The sequence below is a fragment of the Cytobacillus sp. T106 genome (assembly GCF_040492155.1).
GTDB classification, from domain to species: Bacteria; Bacillota; Bacilli; order Bacillales; family Cytobacillaceae; genus Bacillus_AB; species Bacillus_AB infantis.
On the sequence record NZ_JBEUMK010000009.1, the window covers coordinates 85876 to 102670 of the forward strand.

17 protein-coding genes and 1 riboswitch are annotated in these 16795 nt (G+C 47.6%); of the genes, 5 read left to right on the plus strand and 12 right to left on the minus strand.

Annotated elements, in window-relative coordinates:
• Positions 1-979: 979 nt before the first annotated feature.
• Genes ABU165_RS16305 through ABU165_RS16315 form a run of 3 tightly spaced genes read right to left on the minus strand, consistent with a single transcriptional unit; the run spans position 980 to position 4564 of the window.
• Positions 980-2653, minus strand: coding sequence for an acyl-CoA dehydrogenase family protein (locus ABU165_RS16305; protein WP_318060477.1), 1674 nt, complete (start codon positions 2651-2653; stop codon positions 980-982).
• A gap of 13 nt (positions 2654-2666) precedes the next feature.
• Complete coding sequence (locus ABU165_RS16310) at positions 2667-4184, minus strand: class I adenylate-forming enzyme family protein (RefSeq protein WP_318060478.1); 1518 nt, start codon at positions 4182-4184, stop codon at positions 2667-2669.
• On the minus strand, positions 4181-4564 hold the full coding sequence (locus ABU165_RS16315; protein ID WP_101551202.1) for a MerR family transcriptional regulator: 384 nt from the start codon (positions 4562-4564) through the stop codon (positions 4181-4183). The genes ABU165_RS16310 and ABU165_RS16315 overlap by 4 nt, the downstream gene beginning before the upstream one ends.
• A gap of 231 nt (positions 4565-4795) precedes the next feature.
• On the opposite strand from ABU165_RS16315, the gene ABU165_RS16320 reads away from it, so the two are divergent.
• On the plus strand, positions 4796-5119 hold the full coding sequence (locus ABU165_RS16320; RefSeq protein WP_009792142.1) for a helix-turn-helix domain-containing protein: 324 nt from the start codon (positions 4796-4798) through the stop codon (positions 5117-5119).
• Between the two features lie 139 nt (positions 5120-5258).
• Here the strand turns inward: ABU165_RS16320 and ABU165_RS16325 are convergent, their stop codons facing one another.
• From ABU165_RS16325 to sipW, 5 genes are all read right to left on the minus strand, one after another.
• Positions 5259-5399, minus strand: a complete 141-nt coding sequence (locus ABU165_RS16325) for an anti-repressor SinI family protein (RefSeq protein WP_101551199.1) — start codon at positions 5397-5399, stop codon at positions 5259-5261.
• 35 nt (positions 5400-5434) lie between these two features.
• Positions 5435-5541, minus strand: a riboswitch (cyclic di-GMP riboswitch).
• Positions 5542-5784: 243 nt separating this feature from the next.
• A complete protein-coding gene (locus tag ABU165_RS16330) occupies positions 5785-5982 on the minus strand; it encodes a hypothetical protein (protein ID WP_094769819.1) in 198 nt (65 codons plus the stop codon).
• A gap of 49 nt (positions 5983-6031) precedes the next feature.
• Positions 6032-6955: an LPXTG cell wall anchor domain-containing protein gene (locus tag ABU165_RS16335; RefSeq protein ID WP_318060479.1), complete on the minus strand. Its 924-nt coding sequence runs from the start codon at positions 6953-6955 to the stop codon at positions 6032-6034.
• Positions 6956-7028: 73 nt separating this feature from the next.
• Positions 7029-7622: a CalY family protein gene (locus ABU165_RS16340; RefSeq protein WP_318060480.1), complete on the minus strand. Its 594-nt coding sequence runs from the start codon at positions 7620-7622 to the stop codon at positions 7029-7031.
• 82 nt (positions 7623-7704) lie between these two features.
• Complete coding sequence (sipW, locus tag ABU165_RS16345) at positions 7705-8298, minus strand: signal peptidase I SipW (protein ID WP_318060481.1); 594 nt, start codon at positions 8296-8298, stop codon at positions 7705-7707.
• A gap of 273 nt (positions 8299-8571) precedes the next feature.
• Here sipW and ABU165_RS16350 point away from each other — a divergent pair, with 273 nt between their 5' ends.
• Positions 8572-8919 carry a helix-turn-helix domain-containing protein gene (locus ABU165_RS16350; RefSeq protein ID WP_318060482.1) on the plus strand — a complete coding sequence of 116 codons (348 nt, stop codon included), beginning with the start codon at positions 8572-8574 and terminating at the stop codon, positions 8917-8919.
• Entirely contained in the window at positions 8916-9536 is a 621-nt protein-coding gene (locus tag ABU165_RS16355) for a class D sortase (protein ID WP_318060483.1), read from the plus strand. Before ABU165_RS16350 ends, ABU165_RS16355 begins: the two co-directional genes overlap by 4 nt.
• A gap of 109 nt (positions 9537-9645) precedes the next feature.
• On the opposite strand, the gene ABU165_RS16360 is transcribed toward ABU165_RS16355, so the two are convergent.
• The 3 genes from ABU165_RS16360 to ABU165_RS16370 all read right to left on the minus strand — a co-directional run bounded on the left by ABU165_RS16360 (position 9646) and on the right by ABU165_RS16370 (position 13216).
• The gene (locus tag ABU165_RS16360) at positions 9646-10557 is read right to left on the minus strand and encodes a pseudouridine-5'-phosphate glycosidase (protein WP_318060484.1); all 912 of its coding nucleotides are present in this window, start codon (positions 10555-10557) and stop codon (positions 9646-9648) included.
• 17 nt (positions 10558-10574) lie between these two features.
• Positions 10575-11672, minus strand: coding sequence for a carbohydrate kinase (locus tag ABU165_RS16365; protein WP_318060485.1), 1098 nt, complete (start codon positions 11670-11672; stop codon positions 10575-10577).
• A 158-nt stretch (positions 11673-11830) separates the two neighbouring features.
• Complete coding sequence (locus tag ABU165_RS16370) at positions 11831-13216, minus strand: alanine/glycine:cation symporter family protein (protein ID WP_009792152.1); 1386 nt, start codon at positions 13214-13216, stop codon at positions 11831-11833.
• A gap of 154 nt (positions 13217-13370) precedes the next feature.
• On the opposite strand from ABU165_RS16370, the gene ABU165_RS16375 reads away from it, so the two are divergent.
• Both ABU165_RS16375 and ABU165_RS16380 read left to right on the plus strand, forming a co-directional pair.
• Complete coding sequence (locus ABU165_RS16375) at positions 13371-13790, plus strand: MarR family winged helix-turn-helix transcriptional regulator (RefSeq protein WP_318060486.1); 420 nt, start codon at positions 13371-13373, stop codon at positions 13788-13790.
• A gap of 78 nt (positions 13791-13868) precedes the next feature.
• Positions 13869-15071: an MFS transporter gene (locus ABU165_RS16380; RefSeq protein ID WP_094769810.1), complete on the plus strand. Its 1203-nt coding sequence runs from the start codon at positions 13869-13871 to the stop codon at positions 15069-15071.
• A 424-nt stretch (positions 15072-15495) separates the two neighbouring features.
• On the opposite strand, the gene ABU165_RS16385 is transcribed toward ABU165_RS16380, so the two are convergent.
• Positions 15496-16713 carry an MDR family MFS transporter gene (locus tag ABU165_RS16385; protein ID WP_318060487.1) on the minus strand — a complete coding sequence of 406 codons (1218 nt, stop codon included), beginning with the start codon at positions 16711-16713 and terminating at the stop codon, positions 15496-15498.
• Between the last annotated feature and the right edge of the window lie 82 nt (positions 16714-16795).

A 16795-nucleotide genomic window follows, 5' to 3' on the forward strand; every position in this document is an offset into this window, starting at 1 on the left:
AGTGGTGCCTGGTACCGGAGCTGCGGGGATGCAGAAACGGCGCTGTTTTGTGCGGGGTGGTGCCTGGCACCGGGATGCGGTGGAGAGCTCTGACGGCGGAGTTGCTAATAAAACCTAAAAGTTGCTAATATAAATGAAAAGTTGCTAATATATGGCGAAAGTTGCTAATATACCGAGAAACTTCCTAATAAAACGAAAAAGTTGCTAATATCCGCCCGGCAGCAGCTCCCTTCCAGCCAGCCTCACGCTCAACCGAGCCACCCCCGCCGCCCCAAGTCGCAAATAAAATCGAAAACTCGCAAATAAACCCAGCAAAGTCGCAAATATATCCCAAAACTCGCAAATAAATTCCGAAACTCGCAAATATCCTCCCAAACTCGCAAATAACCGCCCGCCGAACCACCAGCCAACCACCCCCACAGCACAAAAAAAGCGCCAAATCCCCAGATTCAGCGCCCCACTCCACTCAAACCTCCACTTCCGCCGCTTCCCCCACATGCATCAGCACATCAAAATGGTATGCCAGGCACCTTGGCAGCGTGAAAGCAGAAATGCTCTGTTTTGCGGGGCGGAGTGCCTGGCACCGGGGGCTGTGGAGCTGCCTGACGGCGGAGTTGCTAATAAAAACTGAAAGTTGCTAGTATAAATGAAAAGTTGCTAGTATAAATGAAAAGTTGCTAATATATGGTGAAAGTTGCTAATATACTGGAAAACTTGCTAATAAAACGAAAAAGTTGCTAATATCCGCCCGGCAGCAGCTCCCTTCCAGCCAGCCGCCCCCTCAACTGTGCCACACCCACCGCCCCAAGTCGCAAATATAATCGAAAACTCGCAAATAAACCCAGCAAAGTCGCAAATATATCCCAAAACTCGCAAATAAATTCCGAAACTCGCAAATAACCGCCCGCCGAACCACCAGCAAACCACCCCCACAGCACAAAAAAAGCGCCAAATCCCCAGATTCAGCGCCCCACTCCAATCAAACCTCCACTTCCACCGCTTCCCCCACATGCATCAGTACATCAAAATGCTTCACCGGCAGCATTTCTTCATCCAGCACCTCAGTCAGCCCCCACGCATCATTCAAAAACACCCGCGCTACAATCTCTTTCCGCTCACCACCGACAGCTGCATCCTTCAAAGCAATCACACTTTCATAGATTTTCCCCATCAGCACAGCTGCCCGCTTGCAGTGGTACGTCTGCATATCGCGATCTCCGTGTCCAACAGCCGCAAGCAATTCCTTCAACCTCAACAGACCCTCATAAACAGGCACCGCAAACTCCTGCAGCCGCTCATCCAGCCCCTCAAGCTCCGCCTCCATTTTCCCGACAAACAGCTCATCTGCCCGAAACTTCTCTATCAATCTCAAAATCTCAAGCCCCAGAATATTAGCTGTACCTTCCCAAACCGTCAGCACCTGCGCATCCCGCAATAGCCGCGGTGTGACAAAGTCTTCAATATAGCCGTTCCCGCCATGCATCTCAATCGATTCATGCGCAAAATGAATGGCCTGCTCGGCTGTCTCCTTTTTCAGCACTGCTATCAGAAGCCGGTTCATCGCTTCCTCTTCACGCGAAGCCTCGCCTGCCGCAACCCGGTCATACAGCGAAATCAAACTGAACACAGCACTGGTCTCAACCTCCTGCTTGCAGGCAAGCTTGGCAAGTGTCTCTTTTATCATCGGAAAGTCAGCAAGCCTGCTGCCAAAGGCATTCCGCACAAAAGCGTATTGTTTCGCCTCCAAAAAAGCCCGCTGCATGATGCCAATGCTTGCCACACTATTGCAGATCCTCGACAGATTAAGCGCTTCCATCATATAATGGATTCCTTTATCCGCATCGCCTACCAGATGGGCCTCTGCCCCGTGGAAGACCACTTCTCCTGACGGCACAGCGCGGACGCCAAGCTTATCCTTCAGCCGCCTGATCTCAAGTCCGTTCAGCTCGCCGGTCTCCTTCCGCCATGGAACAAGGAACAAGCTCAAGCCTTTCGATCCAGAAGCCGCCCCCTCTCTCCTTGCCAACACCATCGCCACTCCGCATGCACCCGCATTGGAGGCAAAATATTTTTCCCCATAAATCCGGTACTGCCCGTTCTCCAGCACAGCCTTCACCTCATTGGCGCCTACATCAGAGCCGCCCTGCCTCTCCGTCAGAAAGGTCGCACCTTCAAACAGCTCGGTCTCGCCCGTGCTGATCACATGAGGCAAATACTTCTCCTTCAGCTCTTCATCCGCATAATGATCGATCAGATAAGCGGTCGCCATCGTTAAAGTGACCGGGCAGTAAAAGCCAGGCTCCGTCTGTGACAGCAGATATCCCTGTGCATACGAATACACATAATTCCCCTTGCGCCCAAGCTCGGGAATTTCCTTATGGACATAGCCGACAATGCCGGCATTATAAGTCTGCTCCACCGTTTTCCTGTATCCCTCATTCAGCCAGACATGGGAAATATCATTGCCCATTTTGTCATACTTGATCAGCCGCGGCTGGCCTTCCCGGTCGGTATGGACTGCACGCTCGTCAATCTCCCTTGCACATAAGCCTCCAAAAGCCTCCAGCTCTTTCTCAGCCCATGCAAAAAATTCCTCATCCATATACTGCTTCAGCACAAATGCCAAATTCGGATCTTCCTGATAAAAATTCATAGGTTGCCCCTCCTCAAACAGATTGCTTCTGCTCTCTCAATGACTGCTTCAAAATCTTGCCTGTCGCATTCCGCGGCAGCGCCTCTATTTCTTCATATAATTTAGGTATCTTATAATCAGCTATTTTTCCTGACAAAAATGCCTTTAACTCACTCTCATCCAGACTGCCCGGCTGCTTAAGCACAACATAGGCCTTTACTGTCTCGCCCCACTCCGGATGCGGCACGCCGACAACCGCTGTCTCGGCAATGGCAGGATGCGAAGCCAGCAGCTCCTCAATCTCTTTCGGAAAAATATTGACGCCGCCTGAAATGATCATATCCTTCTTACGGTCGACGACCCAGATATAGCCGTCCTCGTCATACCTGGCCATATCGCCGGAATAGAGCCAGCCATCCTTGATCGTTTCCGCTGTTTTTTCGGAATCCTTATAATACCCCTTCATCACGCCTTCGCCCTTCAGAAGGATTTCGCCAGCCTCGCCCGGCTCGACTGGATTGCCTTCTTCATCGGCAATCATCATTTCCGTTCCAAGCGCCGCTCTCTTCCCGATGCTCCCTGCCTTCTGTCCATGCTCGCCAGCCAGCAGCAGGGTCCCGCTCGGACCGGCCTCTGTCAGTCCATACACACAATAAAGGCTGTCCGTTTTCAGCCGCTCCTTCACCAGCCTGACTTCCTTTTCCCCAAGCGGAGCCCCGCCGTATACCCAATACTCCATTGAAGACAAATCATATTTTTCGATATCAGGCTGCTTGGCTGTGAAAAGATAGGCAACCGGCGCACCGAAGAAATGAGTCGCTTTTTCCGACGAGATTAGCTTTAACAGAATCTCTGGTGTAAAAACCGGCGCAAGAATATGGGCTGCCCCCACATAAGTGCCTGCAATCAGGAACAGATGAAGCGGCGCCGAGTGGCTCAGCGGCATCAAATGGAGCATGCGGCTTTCCGGCTGCATGGACATTTCCACCGCCATCATGATCGCTGATGAAAGAATATTGCGATGAGTGAACAGCACCCCCTTCGGACTTCCGGTCGTCCCTGATGTATAAAGGATCGCGGCCTCGTCATCCTCCATCAAAGGAATTCCCGCATCCATATCCCGGCCGCCCGTCACCAGCTCTTCAAAACTGGCCCATCCAGCCGCTGCTGCACCTGTCTTCACACACTCGAGACCAGCCCTTTCATTCAGGGTTCCCGTCTGTTCAAGCAGCATTTCATGGGCAAATAAAGCTCTCGCTCCGCTATGTTCGAGGATATAACCCAATTCCGAGGCCGTCAGCCGGCTGTTCACCGGGACAATCAGCGCACCAATCCTAATCGCCGCGAAATACGTAACCACAAATTCCGAAACATTTGGCATGAAAAGCAGAATTCTATCTCCTTTCTCATAGCCCCTCGTCCTCAATGCATCTGCCAGCTTATTGACCCTGCTGTTCAGCTCTTTATAAGACAGCCTCTCCTCCCCGGAAATGACAGCCTCCCTGTTTGGATATTTCCTTCCGTTCCTCGCCAGCAATTCAGATACGTTCATATATGATCCCCCTTTTCGTTCAGCCTTTTTTCAAATTGGTCCAGCATCTTTTCCATTTCTTCTTTTAAAAAAAGCAGCTCCTCGATGCGGGCGTTCACCTCCTTTACTCTGTCCCTGCCATACTCGACCGTCCGCTCCAGCTGTTTCCGCCCTGAACGGTCCTGGTCAAAGAGCACGATCATTTCTTTTATTTCATCCAGCTTAAATCCGAAGCGCTTGCCCCGGAAAATCAGCTTCAGGCGGATATAATCCTTTTTGGCAAAAATTCTTCTTCCATTTTCATTTCTATTAGGGCATAATAAGCCAAGCTCTTCATAATATCTGATGGTCCTGGTGCTGACATCGAAAGCCTTTGCCAGCTCAGAAATGGTGTATTCCACACTATCACCTAAATTCTTTAACTATTCTGACACCAATATAACATTTACGTTAACGTAAAGTTCAAGTCTTCAGCGGATTCAGTTTCTATTAAGAAAAATTTGATTTTTTCGTCTGGACTCTTAGGAAAAGATATTACAATTGTGTTAAAATGAAATATAGTGATTGAACAAATCGTTCTTAATAAATAACTCTTCGATCAAATAACTTCTGGATAAAAGGTGTGTGGAACAATGATTGGCGAACGTGTAAAAAGACTGCGTCAGGAGAGAAAGATGTCATTATCAGAGCTCGCTGAACAGGCAGGCGTAGCAAAATCCTACCTAAGCTCCCTGGAAAGAAATCTTCAGACGAATCCTTCCATTCAATTTTTAGAAAAAATTTCTGCTGTTCTTCATGTTCCGGTTGATACACTGATCCTGGACCAGCCCAATAAAGAAGAATTGGATTCTGAATGGATGAACATCGTCAAAGAAGCAATGGATTCCGGCATCTCAAAGGACCAGTTCCGCGAATTCCTCGAATTCAATAAATGGAGGATCAATCAAAAAAAATAACTGCTCCGAGGCTGTTATACAAAAAAGGACAACCAGTCATCAAGCTTGACAGCCTCCGTAACCTCCAATGTCCCCGCAAAATAAAAAAGCATTTCTCCTGCAGAGAAACACTTAGCTTTCTATATTCTGTTGTTAGTTTTCAGCCGTTATCCGCTATCAGATCCACTGCCGGCTGGCCGGCAAGAAAGTTAAGTATATCTTCTTTTTTCAGGCCAATATTCTTTGCTTCAGCAATTAGTGCTACCCATTCCAAGTCCAATTCCTGCAAATTATTTTTCATAACCCTTCTCTTCCCCCTAAAATACATTTCGTATTCCAGGCAATCCAGCCGTCCTGGCGCCTCATCCGACTTTACTATCGATAAGCGCGGTAGACCTGTGACTTTGCGTCCCCATCTTTCAACAGGTTTGCCTTTTTCTGCTCACTCCTGCTTTTTTCATATCCTCTTAAGACTACTATAAAAGTTTTCCCAGCATTTGCGTGTTGTATTTTGTCAAATTCTTCAAATTATTTTAAGATATTATTCGACAAAATGAAGGATAATTGGATAGATTTAGAAATCTTCCGGAAACCCATAAGACTTCTGGCCCGGTAAATCTGAGGGTATAGTGTAAGATTTTTGCTCATTCCGTCGACAGCTTTTAGGTAGGCCTTATTTCCTCTATCTATTTAACGGCCCTTCCCTTATAGCTCTCCATCTTCCTCTTAAAAGGCACCACCTTCACCGGCAGCTGCTCAAATGTAAACGCATCAAAAAAGGGAAACAGCGTCAGATCATTGCCGCACACCGGACAGAGCCATTCGCCTATTTCACTGCTGCTGTAGGATGGGCGGTGGCATTTAGGGCAGTTTTTTCGGTACATGGGATTTCCTCCTTAAAGAACAGGCCTTGAATAGCATTCCAAGGCCCTGTTAATGGTCTTTCCTGATTCTGTGGTATCTTACTGCCAATAATATGCCGCCTGCCCCCAGCAAAATGCCTCCGAGAAGCATGAAATTATATGTGTTGGTTGCCGTGTCAGGGAGAATATTTTCTCTGATTTCTGGTGTAACAGTTATACCATCACCTGGATTGCTGCCTGGATTTCCGCTTGCCGGTTCATCGGGATTATCGCTTGGGTCTCCACTGTCATCATTCGGATCTTCGGATGGATTGTCTTCACCTGGGTCCTCAGTCTCCCCATCACCTGGATCCTCGCCATTATCACCGTCGTCTGGATTATCTTCGCCTGGAGGGTCTTCATCGCCCGGATTCTCTCCTGGATCTTCATCGCCCGGATCCTCACCATCACCAGGGTCGTCCTCTCCTGGCGGATCTCCATCATCAGGTGGATCTCCTCCTCCTGGCGGATCTCCACCTCCATCAAGTGCTTCTGCTACAAAAAAAATCTCCACCTCTGCAGAAGAGTTTTGAAAAGCATTCCCAAGTTCATACGGCATCATTACTTGGAAAAATAAAGTTTCTGTTTGGCCCTTTTTTAGCGGCCTTGGTGTGAAGCCTTTGAAATCTTTTAATTTTCCTTCGTAAAGAATGGTGCTATCTTTCTTTACCAGCAGCTCCAATTCTTCAAATAAGCCTTTGACAGACTTCTTTTCGCCGATGATGGAACTGTATTTGAAATCCTGTTTTCCATTATTAATGATGGTAATATCGCGCGGCATCCAGTCACCGGGCTTCAAATCCCCTACATGAAAAAAATAGCCGTTCAGGTTTGTATGGATGTCAATTTCCTTATCTTCTGCAAAAGCTTTATAAGTGGGAGATAGCGTAAGAATAAGTAGAGTTAGTATCATAAAAATTGCTTTTGGTTTTGCCAGCTTAAATCGGTTTATCATGGCATTACCTCACTGATTGGTTATTTAGGAAAAGGCGGGATAGAGAGCCATCCCGCCTTTTTTCTGGTTAAAATTATTTTGCTTCGCCAGCGCCTTGCTCTGCATTGAATGTCCATTTAAGCTCTAGAGAGTCGCCTTGGAATTCATTTTGATCCTGGCCATTATCTACAAACTCATATTGGACATACAGCTTATCTGAAGTGCCGGCAGCAAGCTTTCCGCCTCTTTCAGCAAGCCAGCCGCTGAAGATGTTTCCTTCAATCAGGTCAGGAGACATAGATTTCAGTGCTGATAGTGTTGTAGAGTAGATTGGTACATCCACTTTATCTGCATTCAGCAGGAAGTTCACTCGGATGTGTTTACCAAAGTCATCACTGTTGTTGCCGTTTGCATCACCTACAGTGTAATCTGTATCCAGCGTGATAGATGCAATGTCCAGAGTTCCTCCATTTACCAGATCAAACGAACGCAGCATAGTATCGCCTGGCTTGATGTTATCTACATCAATGATTGTTGTTGGATCAGCGCTCAGATCCAAAGTTCCGGCAGCAAAACTTCCTGTGGCTTCAGCAGTATCACTGAAGTATGCAAATGTCCCTCCGCCGACTAAAGATACGCCAAGTGCTGCAGATGCAATCCCCAAACCGAATTTCTTTTTAAAGCTCATGTTCCATTTCCTCCTCTTACCCTTTGGGTATGTATAAGTTTTTATATTGAATCCTGTGTTGCCACAGGAATTTCAACCTGATTTAAGCCGTTTTTTCTGTTGTGTCGCCTTTGCCCTTTGCTCTTGCTTCAAGCTCTCTCATTGCTTGGTAGATTGTGAAGGCTGCATATCCCAGCATCAGGATGCCAGGGCCAATCAGTAAGATGGCGGCGCCTTTTTGCGATTTAGCGAAGTCTATGAAATAACCTGCATATGGCAGGGTGTACCCTGTGTAGATGGCGGTGACATTGTCGGAAAGAACCGGGTCCAAATCCTTGGATTGGTTGTTATCCCCTTTAGTTTCGTACATGACGTGTTCGCCGCTGGTGGTTATACCTGTGATCCTATGGGTGATCAGTTTTTTATCTTCATCTATGAAGGTAATGATGTCACCTTTTTTCAGCTCTTTCTTTGCATCTCCTTCAAGCGGCTTAACTGCAATGACTGATCCAGTCATGAAGGTCGGCTCCATCGAACCGGAGAGAACAGTTTTTATTTGATAGCCAAATGCCTGGGGCTCACCACCGGAGGCTTTTGACGAAATCACGAGAAATGCCATTAAGATGAGATTGATAAATAATAGCCATGTGATAATGCTGCTGATGTTTTTTCTGACGGTTTTCCAGCTGAATTTCAAGCTTCGTTCACCTTCCTCTATTTTCTCTATTAATCTGGCTGTTTCTTAGTAGCTGTTCATTTTTGTTCTTTTTATCGAACCGATAAGTTGAGTATAGTACAGATTCCTTAACTTTGAAAATTACCAAAATTAGCCGTTTTTTCTTTTTAACGAACAGTTTTCACGAGTTTCCTTCAATTATCTCGATTATTCTTACTTTTTTGTATTTTTTAATGAACTTTATGTTCGTTATAATGAAGTTGTGTCTATACTATAAATAGAGGGGATATTTTAATGGTAGGTGGGAGGATAAAACGCTTGCGGCTCCTTAGAGGCTTTTCCATAAATGAGCTTGCTGAAAAATCAGGGGTTTCCAAGTCCTATTTGAGCTATATCGAAAGAGATATCCAGAAAAATCCCTCCCTGCAGGTTCTGTCCAAGCTGGCAAAAACACTCGGGACATCTGTTGAGGAGCTTCTTGATTATAGGATAAAACCTGATGTGGAGACGGCAGAACTTGATCCCGAGTGGCAGGAACTTGTCCAGGAGGCGATCGACCAGGGCATTACAAAAGAGGATTTCAGCTATTACCTTGATTTTATCCGCTTTAAAAACACACATGGAGGCAATGACGGCAAGTGAAGGCTAAAGGCACATTACTATTATACTCAGCTATAATATTCATTCTGGCTGGCGGAGGGCTGCTGCTGTTCTCTGTAAAGGAAGCAGCAGAACAAAGCAAGCAAACTGAGGAAGCCCTTGAGGCTGCAAAGAGAACACTTCCAATAAAGGAAGCAGCTTTGCCCTCGAAAGAACGCCCAGCTGAGAAGCCAATCATCCCTGTCTTTAAAACAGGCGACATTATCGGCATTTTAGAAATCCCGGCACTAAAAGCAGAGCTTCCTATAATAGAAGGAACCGATGAAGAAGAACTGGAGAAAGGAGTCGGGCATTACGCTGGCACTGTATTCCCTGGGCAGAAAGATCAGATACTTCTCTCCGGCCATAGAGATACCGTTTTCCGCAAAATAGGTGAACTAAAAATGGGGGATGAGCTGGTTGTGAAAATGCCCTATGGCGATTTCACATATGAAATCATCGAGTCTTTTATTGTCGATGCAGATGATACTACTGTCATTAAGCCGACGGCTCCGGAGGAAATACTGACCCTTTCAACATGCTATCCATTTTATTTTGTCGGCAGTGCACCGGAGCGGTATATTTTGACTGCAAAGAGGGTTGAAGCTCCACACTCTTGACGAATCTCTGCGATTGAAAAATTGACACACGAGTGCAGCCAGCACTGATATCTTGATGTCAGCACCAATCAAAAAAACCGGCCCCCACCTCGGGACCGGCTCTCCACCATCATTTCTGCAGCCCAACCGCAATCTTCGCTCCAACTTCGGCATTATGCTTAACTAGCGCGATGTTGGCTGTGAGGCTTGTTCCTTCTGTCAGTTCTTTTACTTTGCTTAGGAGGAAAGGTGTGACCAGCTTTCCGGCAATCTGATTGTCTTTCGCTTCTTGAAGCGCTGTTTCGATGACGTTGGTGATTAAGCTTTCTTCCAGGGCATCCCCTTCTGGTATCGGATTGGCAATGACGACTCCGCCGTTCAGGCCAAGCTCCCATTTTGTGCGGATCAGGCTGGCGGCATCTTCAGGCGCATCCACGCGGTGGTTGACGTCAAATGGGCTTGTCCGGGTGTAGAATGCCGGCAGCTTGTCTGTTTCGTAGCCGACGACCGGGACGCCGTGTGTTTCCAGGTATTCAAGGGTCAGACCGATATCCAGTATGGATTTGGCGCCTGCACAGACGACTGCTACATTGGTCTGGGCGAGCTCCTGCAGGTCAGCAGAGATATCCATGGTTGTTTCCGCTTCACGGTGGACACCGCCGATGCCGCCTGTGACGAATACTTCAATGCCGGCAAGCTCTGCGCAAATCATGGTTGCTGCAACAGTGGTTGCGCCATTTTTGCCCTGGGCGATCAGATAAGGAAGGTCGCGGCGGCTGGCTTTTTCAATGTCCTTGCTTTGGGCGAGGAATTCGAGCTCGTCCTCTGAGATGCCGATTTTTATTTTTCCATTGATGATGGCGATGGTTGCAGGCACCGCACCATTTTGGCGGATGATTTCTTCTACTTCTTTGGCTGTCACGATATTCTGCGGGTATGGCATGCCATGGGAAATGATTGTTGATTCCAATGCGACAACCGGTTTATTTGCTTTTCTTGCTTCCAATACTTCTTCTGAGAATTCAAGATAGTTTTCTAACATAGTATGAGTCTCCTTTTTTAGCTGAAATTTTGCTGAAATGTTTCCTGAAGTCTGACATTATTTAAAACCGGACTGACGGTTTCTTCTGATTGCAGTGTCAGCATGCTGCAGGCAATGCCGATTTTGCAGGCATTTTCTGTATTAAGCCCTTTCAGGTGGGCGTAAAGAATTCCGGCAACCAGCGAGTCGCCTGCCCCAGTCACATCCTGTACCTTGATCTTAGGCGGAAGCAGCACCCCTGCCTCGCCTTCCTTCGTGTAGAAAATCAGCCCTTTGTCTCCTCTTGTGATGACGACCTTCTCCACGCCTTTTTTCATGATCTTCTCGGCTGCTTTAAAGAAATCTCCATCACTATTAATCTTCATTCCTGACAGTGTCTCGGCTTCGTCATGATTGGCGATCAGCCATGTGACACCCATCAGATTTTCAGGCAGCTTCTTCACCTTTGGGGACGAGACCGGCGTGATGCAAAGCGGAACAGACTCTTCATAGCAGCGGGAAATCGTCTTTTTCAATACTTCTGCCGGAAAATTGGTATCGAGCAGGACAATCTCTGCTGAGGCAATATAACCCCATCTTTTTTCGATAAATTCTGAATCTATGCTATCGTATAAGGCCATATCGGCAAAAGCGACTGTCATTTCGCCGTCATGGTCCAAAACAGCTGTATATGTTCCTGTTGCTGTATTAGGCAATGTCTGGGAAGGGGAAATGTCGACAAAATCCTTTGTATAGCCCAGCAGCCAGCTGCCCTCAGCATCATCGCCCACTGCCGTCATAAGACTTGCGTCGCAGCCAAGACGCCCAAGGTTTTCGGCAATATTCCTGGCAACGCCCCCGCATGACTGGGAGCTGGCAGAAGGATTCGAGGTACCGCTTTCAATTTTGCCAATCGCCTGAATTTTCCGGTCAATATTAGCCCCGCCGATGCAGAGAACTTCTTTCTTGTTCGGCAGCATATAAGCCCTTCCCAGGATTTTACCCTGCTTGGCAAGCGAGGATATATAGCCGGCTGCGGCCGAGCGTGATAACCCGGTCTTTTCTGCAATTTCATTCTGGGAAATGAACGGGTCCTCTTTTATCAAGGTTAAAATGGATTGTTCTTTTTCATTCACAGCGTGTCACCGCCTTCATAAACTTTTGTCTAAATTATAAACATTTGTTTACATGAAGGGCAATGGTTTTTAGGTAAAAAGATAGGTCTGACTTATAGGTAAGAAGTCAGACCACACAAGGGAGTGCAACAAAAAAGACGGGGAAATCCCCCGCCTCTTTAAGCAGCATCATCTTTCTTTTTAATATCCTTCAAATAATATTTCTCTGAGGTAAAGAACTCATTTTTAAGCTCTTTCACCTGCTTGCTCAGCAGAAGGACGGCTATGATGTTCGGAAACAATATGGCGGCCAGCGCGAGGTCAAGGAACTGCCAGATTGTTTGCGCGGCGCCGACCGACCCAAGCACGATTGCTCCGATATAAACAAACTTGATGGCCTGTCCTGCGAAATCGCCAAACAGGAATTCCGCCTGCTTTGATCCGTAGAAAATGACAACAATGATGGTTGAAACCACAAAGAATATGAGTGAAATGGTAACAATGAGGCTGCCTGTCTGTCCGAAATATTGAGAGAAGGCTGCTGTTGTCAGGGATGATGGATCATCCATGGCCCCTTCCCTCTGCCAGACGCCTGAAGACAGCACGACAAAAGCTGTCGCGGAGCAGACAATCAGTGTATCAACGACTATGCCGACAATCGCCCAGAAGCCCTGCCTGACAGGATGGTCCGTCTGTGCAGCCGCATGGGCGATCGGAGCCGTCCCAAGTCCTGCTTCATTGGAATATAATCCTCGTGCAAAGCCCCAGCGGATGACCTCGCCGATGGCTGCACCTGCAAAACCGCCCATTGCCGCTGCCGGCTGGAACGCGTAAGTGAAGATTAATTCCAACACCTCAGGAACCTTGCTGAAGTTCATAAAAAGGATCACAAGCGCTGTTCCCACATAAATCAATGCCATAAATGGAACCAGGATTTCGGTTACCTGCCCGATCCTCTTGATGCCGCCGAATACGATCAATGATACAACTGCTGCAACGGCAATTCCCGTCCACAGTCCATTGATTTCAAAAGTCTCTGAAACAGCAGATGAAACGGCATTTCCCTGCACCATGATGCTCGGGATCAGCTCGATCATCAGGGCAAAGGCAAACCAGACGCCCAGCCACTTCATATTGAGCCCTTTTGTCATATAATACATCGGCCCGCCGACATATTCGCCGTCCTCATTTTTCTCACGGTACTTGACCGCCAGAACGCTTTCCGAAAATTTAATGGCCATGCCGATCAAAGCAATTACCCACATCCAAAAGACGGCTCCCGGTCCGCCGAACATGATGGCTGCCGGTACACCGACGATATTTGCTGCTCCGATTGTCGAAGACAGTGCAGATGTCAGTGCCTGAAGCGGAGTGACCGTCCCCTCCCCTTTCGGCTTTTTAAACACGCTGCCGAAGGTCTGCTTGAAAATATAAATTGGGTATCTGAATTGGAAGAATCCCAATAAAAAGGTTAAATATATGCCTGTTCCAGCCAGGATAATAATGATCGGCGGCCCCCACAGCCAAGCCGATATACTTCCCACAAGCTCTAAAAATGAGTCCAATTGAATTTCCCCCTAGTAGATAAATTGCACATTGCTGCTGTTTAACCCTTTCCCTTCAAGCTACTCTTCAAACCTGTTTCTTAAAACGGACTGGACAAAAATGTCTTTTTACCTTATAGTTAGCTAGGCAACTAATTGAAACGGGTGATCGTTTATGAATAAAATGGATCCTTTTTTTCACAGCTTCAATCAATGCACTCGGCAGTTCTCCAAAGGCCTGAACGATGTGCTGACCCCCATGGGGCTTTATGCCGCACAATGGCCGATCATCTACAGGCTGAAGACTGCAGGCACCAGCACACAGGTTGAGCTATCCACCTATCTCAGCGTTGAGGCCCCGACCATGACAAGAGCCCTTCTGCGTCTTGAAAAATCCGGCTGGATCAGCAGGGTGCAGGGGAAAGACAAACGGGAAAAAAAGATTCTTCTGACGGATGCGGCCCTCACTCAATATCCGGATTGGCTGGCCGCTGTAGAACAATACGAACAAAAAATGCTGGAGGATATATCTGAAGAAGAATTAATGGCTGCCATATCAGTCATGCAAAAAATGAAGCAAAATTCCGGACGTTGATCAGCCCCGCAAGATCTTCCGTTTTTCTTCTCACTACTTCACAGACTCTCAGTAAACAAGACATCAAGGAGGACAAACATGAAGAAACAACCCCTTTGGACAAAGGACTTTTTAGGCGTTTCCATTACTAGTTTTTTCTTATTTATTGGCTTTTATATATTGCTGACGACCCTTCCCATTTATATTCTTGATGATTTAAAAGGAAGCGAATCACAGGTCGGCCTCATCATCTCGGTATTCCTGATTGCCGCCGTCATTTCCCGGCCCTTTACCGGAAAATGGATCGATGAAATCGGCCGCAAGAAAATCCTGATGATCTCTATGGTTATTTTTACAGTGGCTTCTGCACTTTATTTTACGGCAGACAGCCTGCCCATGCTTTTGGCAGTCCGCTTCCTGCATGGCGCGGGCTTCGGAATGGCCACCACGGCCACTGGTGCCATTGTCGCTGATATCGTCCCGGCTGAAAGGCGCGGCGAAGGACTTGGCTATTATGCCATGTTCATGAATCTTGCCATGGTTATCGGGCCTTTTACCGGGCTGACCATCATTCAATATGCCGCATACAGCTGGATTTTTGTTTTATGTACGGTGCTTGCCGTTCTGGCTCTGGTGCTTTCATCTATCATCAGCATCCCGGAAAACAGCGGCGAAAAAACAAAGCAGCCATCATTCGCATTTTCAAGCTTGTTTGAAAAAAATGCCGTTCCGGTTTCGATTGCAGCCGGCACGCTTGCGTTTGCCTATTCAGGCGTATTATCCTTCATTTCCGTATACGCCAAGGAGCTCGGACTCATGCAGGCGGCATCCTTTTTCTTTGTCGTCTATGCAGCCTTCATCCTGATTTCACGCCCGTTCACTGGCCGCTGGTTTGACATGTACGGAGAAAACCGGGTCATCTATCCGGCAATCGTTTTATTTGCCGCCGGCCTTTTCCTGCTCAGCCTTGCAGACAACAGCTTCCTGTTCCTGCTTGCCGGCGCCGTGATCGGCCTGGGCTACGGCACCATCGTGCCAAGTATGCAGACCGTTGCAATCAAAAATGCGGATCCTTCGAAAAGAGGGCTGGCCACCTCCACCTTCTTTACGATGTTCGACTCCGGCATTGGCCTGGGCTCCTATGTACTCGGCATCGTCGCCGTCTACACAGGGTTTGCCAAGCTATACATGGTGCTCGTTCTTGTCTCGCTGATCGGCCTTGGGCTCTACTATATCCTTCATGGGAAAAAAACAGCAGCAGCCAAAGAAGAAATGCAGTCAGAAGTGAATATATCTATGTAATATTGAACAGGACCCTCCGCTGGAGGGTCCTGTTTTTGTGTTTGGGGAAGGAATTTGGGCGTTTAGTTGCGGTTTTTGGGCTGCTGGGCAGCTTTACACGTTCATTGGGCAGCTTCATTTTGCGGTTATTAGCAAGTTTTTCGTTTTATTAGCAAGTTTCCACTTTTATTAGCAACTTTTTCATTTTATTAGCAACTTTTCCAGTATATTAGCTATTACCAGCTTTTATTAGCAACTCTGCAAAACCGGCCCGCGGCTCTTATTTGCGACTTTTCAGGTTTATTTGCGGGTTTCGGAATTTATTTGCGAGTTTCCCATTTTATTTGCGCCTCTCCGACTTTATTTGCGAGTTTCCCCAATATATTTGCGACTCCGTGCTTTGCCAGCTGCTCCTCCCCCAGCACCTCACCCATTACAAAACCCCCTACCCTTCCACACTCCGCACTCCCGCCTTCACCGTCACCAGATTCCCCATCCTGTAAAAGACGATACTGCCCAATGACAGCCCCGCGATCATCCAGAAGGCAATCTGCCCTCCGGTCTGGCCGAGCAGGAAGCCGCCGAGGATCGGGCCTGCGAAATGGCCGATTTTCCGGAATTGGCTGGCCCCAAAGTAGGTTCCTCTGTTCGTATCGTCTGCCAGCTGGTCAATCATGATGCTGCTGGAAGGGAAGATCAGAATTTCTCCGATGGTAACGATGAGCATGGCCAGGATGCCAATGATCCAGCCGTTTGTAAAGCTGAAGCATACCAGTCCAAGCGATAGAAGGACAGAGCCGCACATCATCACCTGCAGCGGCTGGAATTTTTCAGCAAAAGAGCTGATCGGCAGCTGCAGGATCACCACCATCACAGCATTGATGGAAAGCAGGCTTGAGTATACAACTATGCCATTGGCCAGTTCGTTTTCCAGAAATTGCGGGAGGGTTGAGTCAATCTGGGCATAGCCGAAATTGATCAGAATGCTTCCCAGTATCAGGAAGAGCAGTGCTTTGTCCCGTCTGACCACACGGATCGACTCCTTGAAGGTAGCCCCCTTCTTGGCGGGATCTGCTGTTTTTTTAATCTTATATCTGGCCAAAAATAATGCCAGGAATATTCCATACAGCAGATAGATCGTCCCGGTTATCACAAATGTGCTGTCTGCGGAAACAGCAGCCAGATAGGCGCCAAGCAGCGGGCCGGCAGATGCGCCGACATTGATGGCGGTATAGCGGAGCGAAAAGGCCTTCAACCGGTATTTCTTGTCTGTCAGATCCGCTATAAGCGCCTGAGAGGTCGGCTCAAAAAAGGAGCTGCACAAGCCGTTTAAAGCATTCAATATGACAAATAAGGCCGGTGAATCAGCCAGGGCAAACCCGTAAAAAACAAGGCACCACATCATCAGGGCACTCAGCATGACGGGCTTTCGGCCAAATCTGTCCGAAAGATAGCCGCCTATAAAGCCGCCAATGGTCCCGGTCAGCGGACTGATCCCAATGGTCAGGCCGATCAAAAGCGGGTGGAGGTCCATTGTACTGGAAAGGTAAATGGCGAGGAAGGGCAGCGTCATAAAGGAAGCGCCTCTTGCCAGTACCGTCCCTCCCAGAAGGACCCATACCACTGGATGGAACTGCTTAGCATATAACTTTAGTCTGTTCATTTTCATAGCCTTCTTTTAGTAAATTTTGTGATTTCTAAATTTTATCAAAGCAAAAGCAGATACACTATATAAATTTATATAA

Coding starts and splice junctions, on each gene's coding strand:
- ABU165_RS16340 (WP_318060480.1), bottom strand. CDS start 7,622: ATGAGCTTTAAAAAGAAATTCGGTTTGGGGATTGCATCTGCAGCACTT.
- ABU165_RS16380 (WP_094769810.1), top strand. CDS start 13,869: ATGAAGAAACAACCCCTTTGGACAAAGGACTTTTTAGGCGTTTCCATT.
- ABU165_RS16335 (WP_318060479.1), bottom strand. CDS start 6,955: ATGATAAACCGATTTAAGCTGGCAAAACCAAAAGCAATTTTTATGATA.
- ABU165_RS16320 (WP_009792142.1), top strand. CDS start 4,796: ATGATTGGCGAACGTGTAAAAAGACTGCGTCAGGAGAGAAAGATGTCA.
- ABU165_RS16325 (WP_101551199.1), bottom strand. CDS start 5,399: ATGAAAAATAATTTGCAGGAATTGGACTTGGAATGGGTAGCACTAATT.
- ABU165_RS16350 (WP_318060482.1), top strand. CDS start 8,572: ATGGTAGGTGGGAGGATAAAACGCTTGCGGCTCCTTAGAGGCTTTTCC.
- ABU165_RS16305 (WP_318060477.1), bottom strand. CDS start 2,653: ATGAATTTTTATCAGGAAGATCCGAATTTGGCATTTGTGCTGAAGCAG.
- ABU165_RS16375 (WP_318060486.1), top strand. CDS start 13,371: ATGAATAAAATGGATCCTTTTTTTCACAGCTTCAATCAATGCACTCGG.
- ABU165_RS16310 (WP_318060478.1), bottom strand. CDS start 4,184: ATGAACGTATCTGAATTGCTGGCGAGGAACGGAAGGAAATATCCAAAC.
- ABU165_RS16360 (WP_318060484.1), bottom strand. CDS start 10,557: ATGTTAGAAAACTATCTTGAATTCTCAGAAGAAGTATTGGAAGCAAGA.
- ABU165_RS16330 (WP_094769819.1), bottom strand. CDS start 5,982: ATGTACCGAAAAAACTGCCCTAAATGCCACCGCCCATCCTACAGCAGC.
- ABU165_RS16385 (WP_318060487.1), bottom strand. CDS start 16,713: ATGAACAGACTAAAGTTATATGCTAAGCAGTTCCATCCAGTGGTATGG.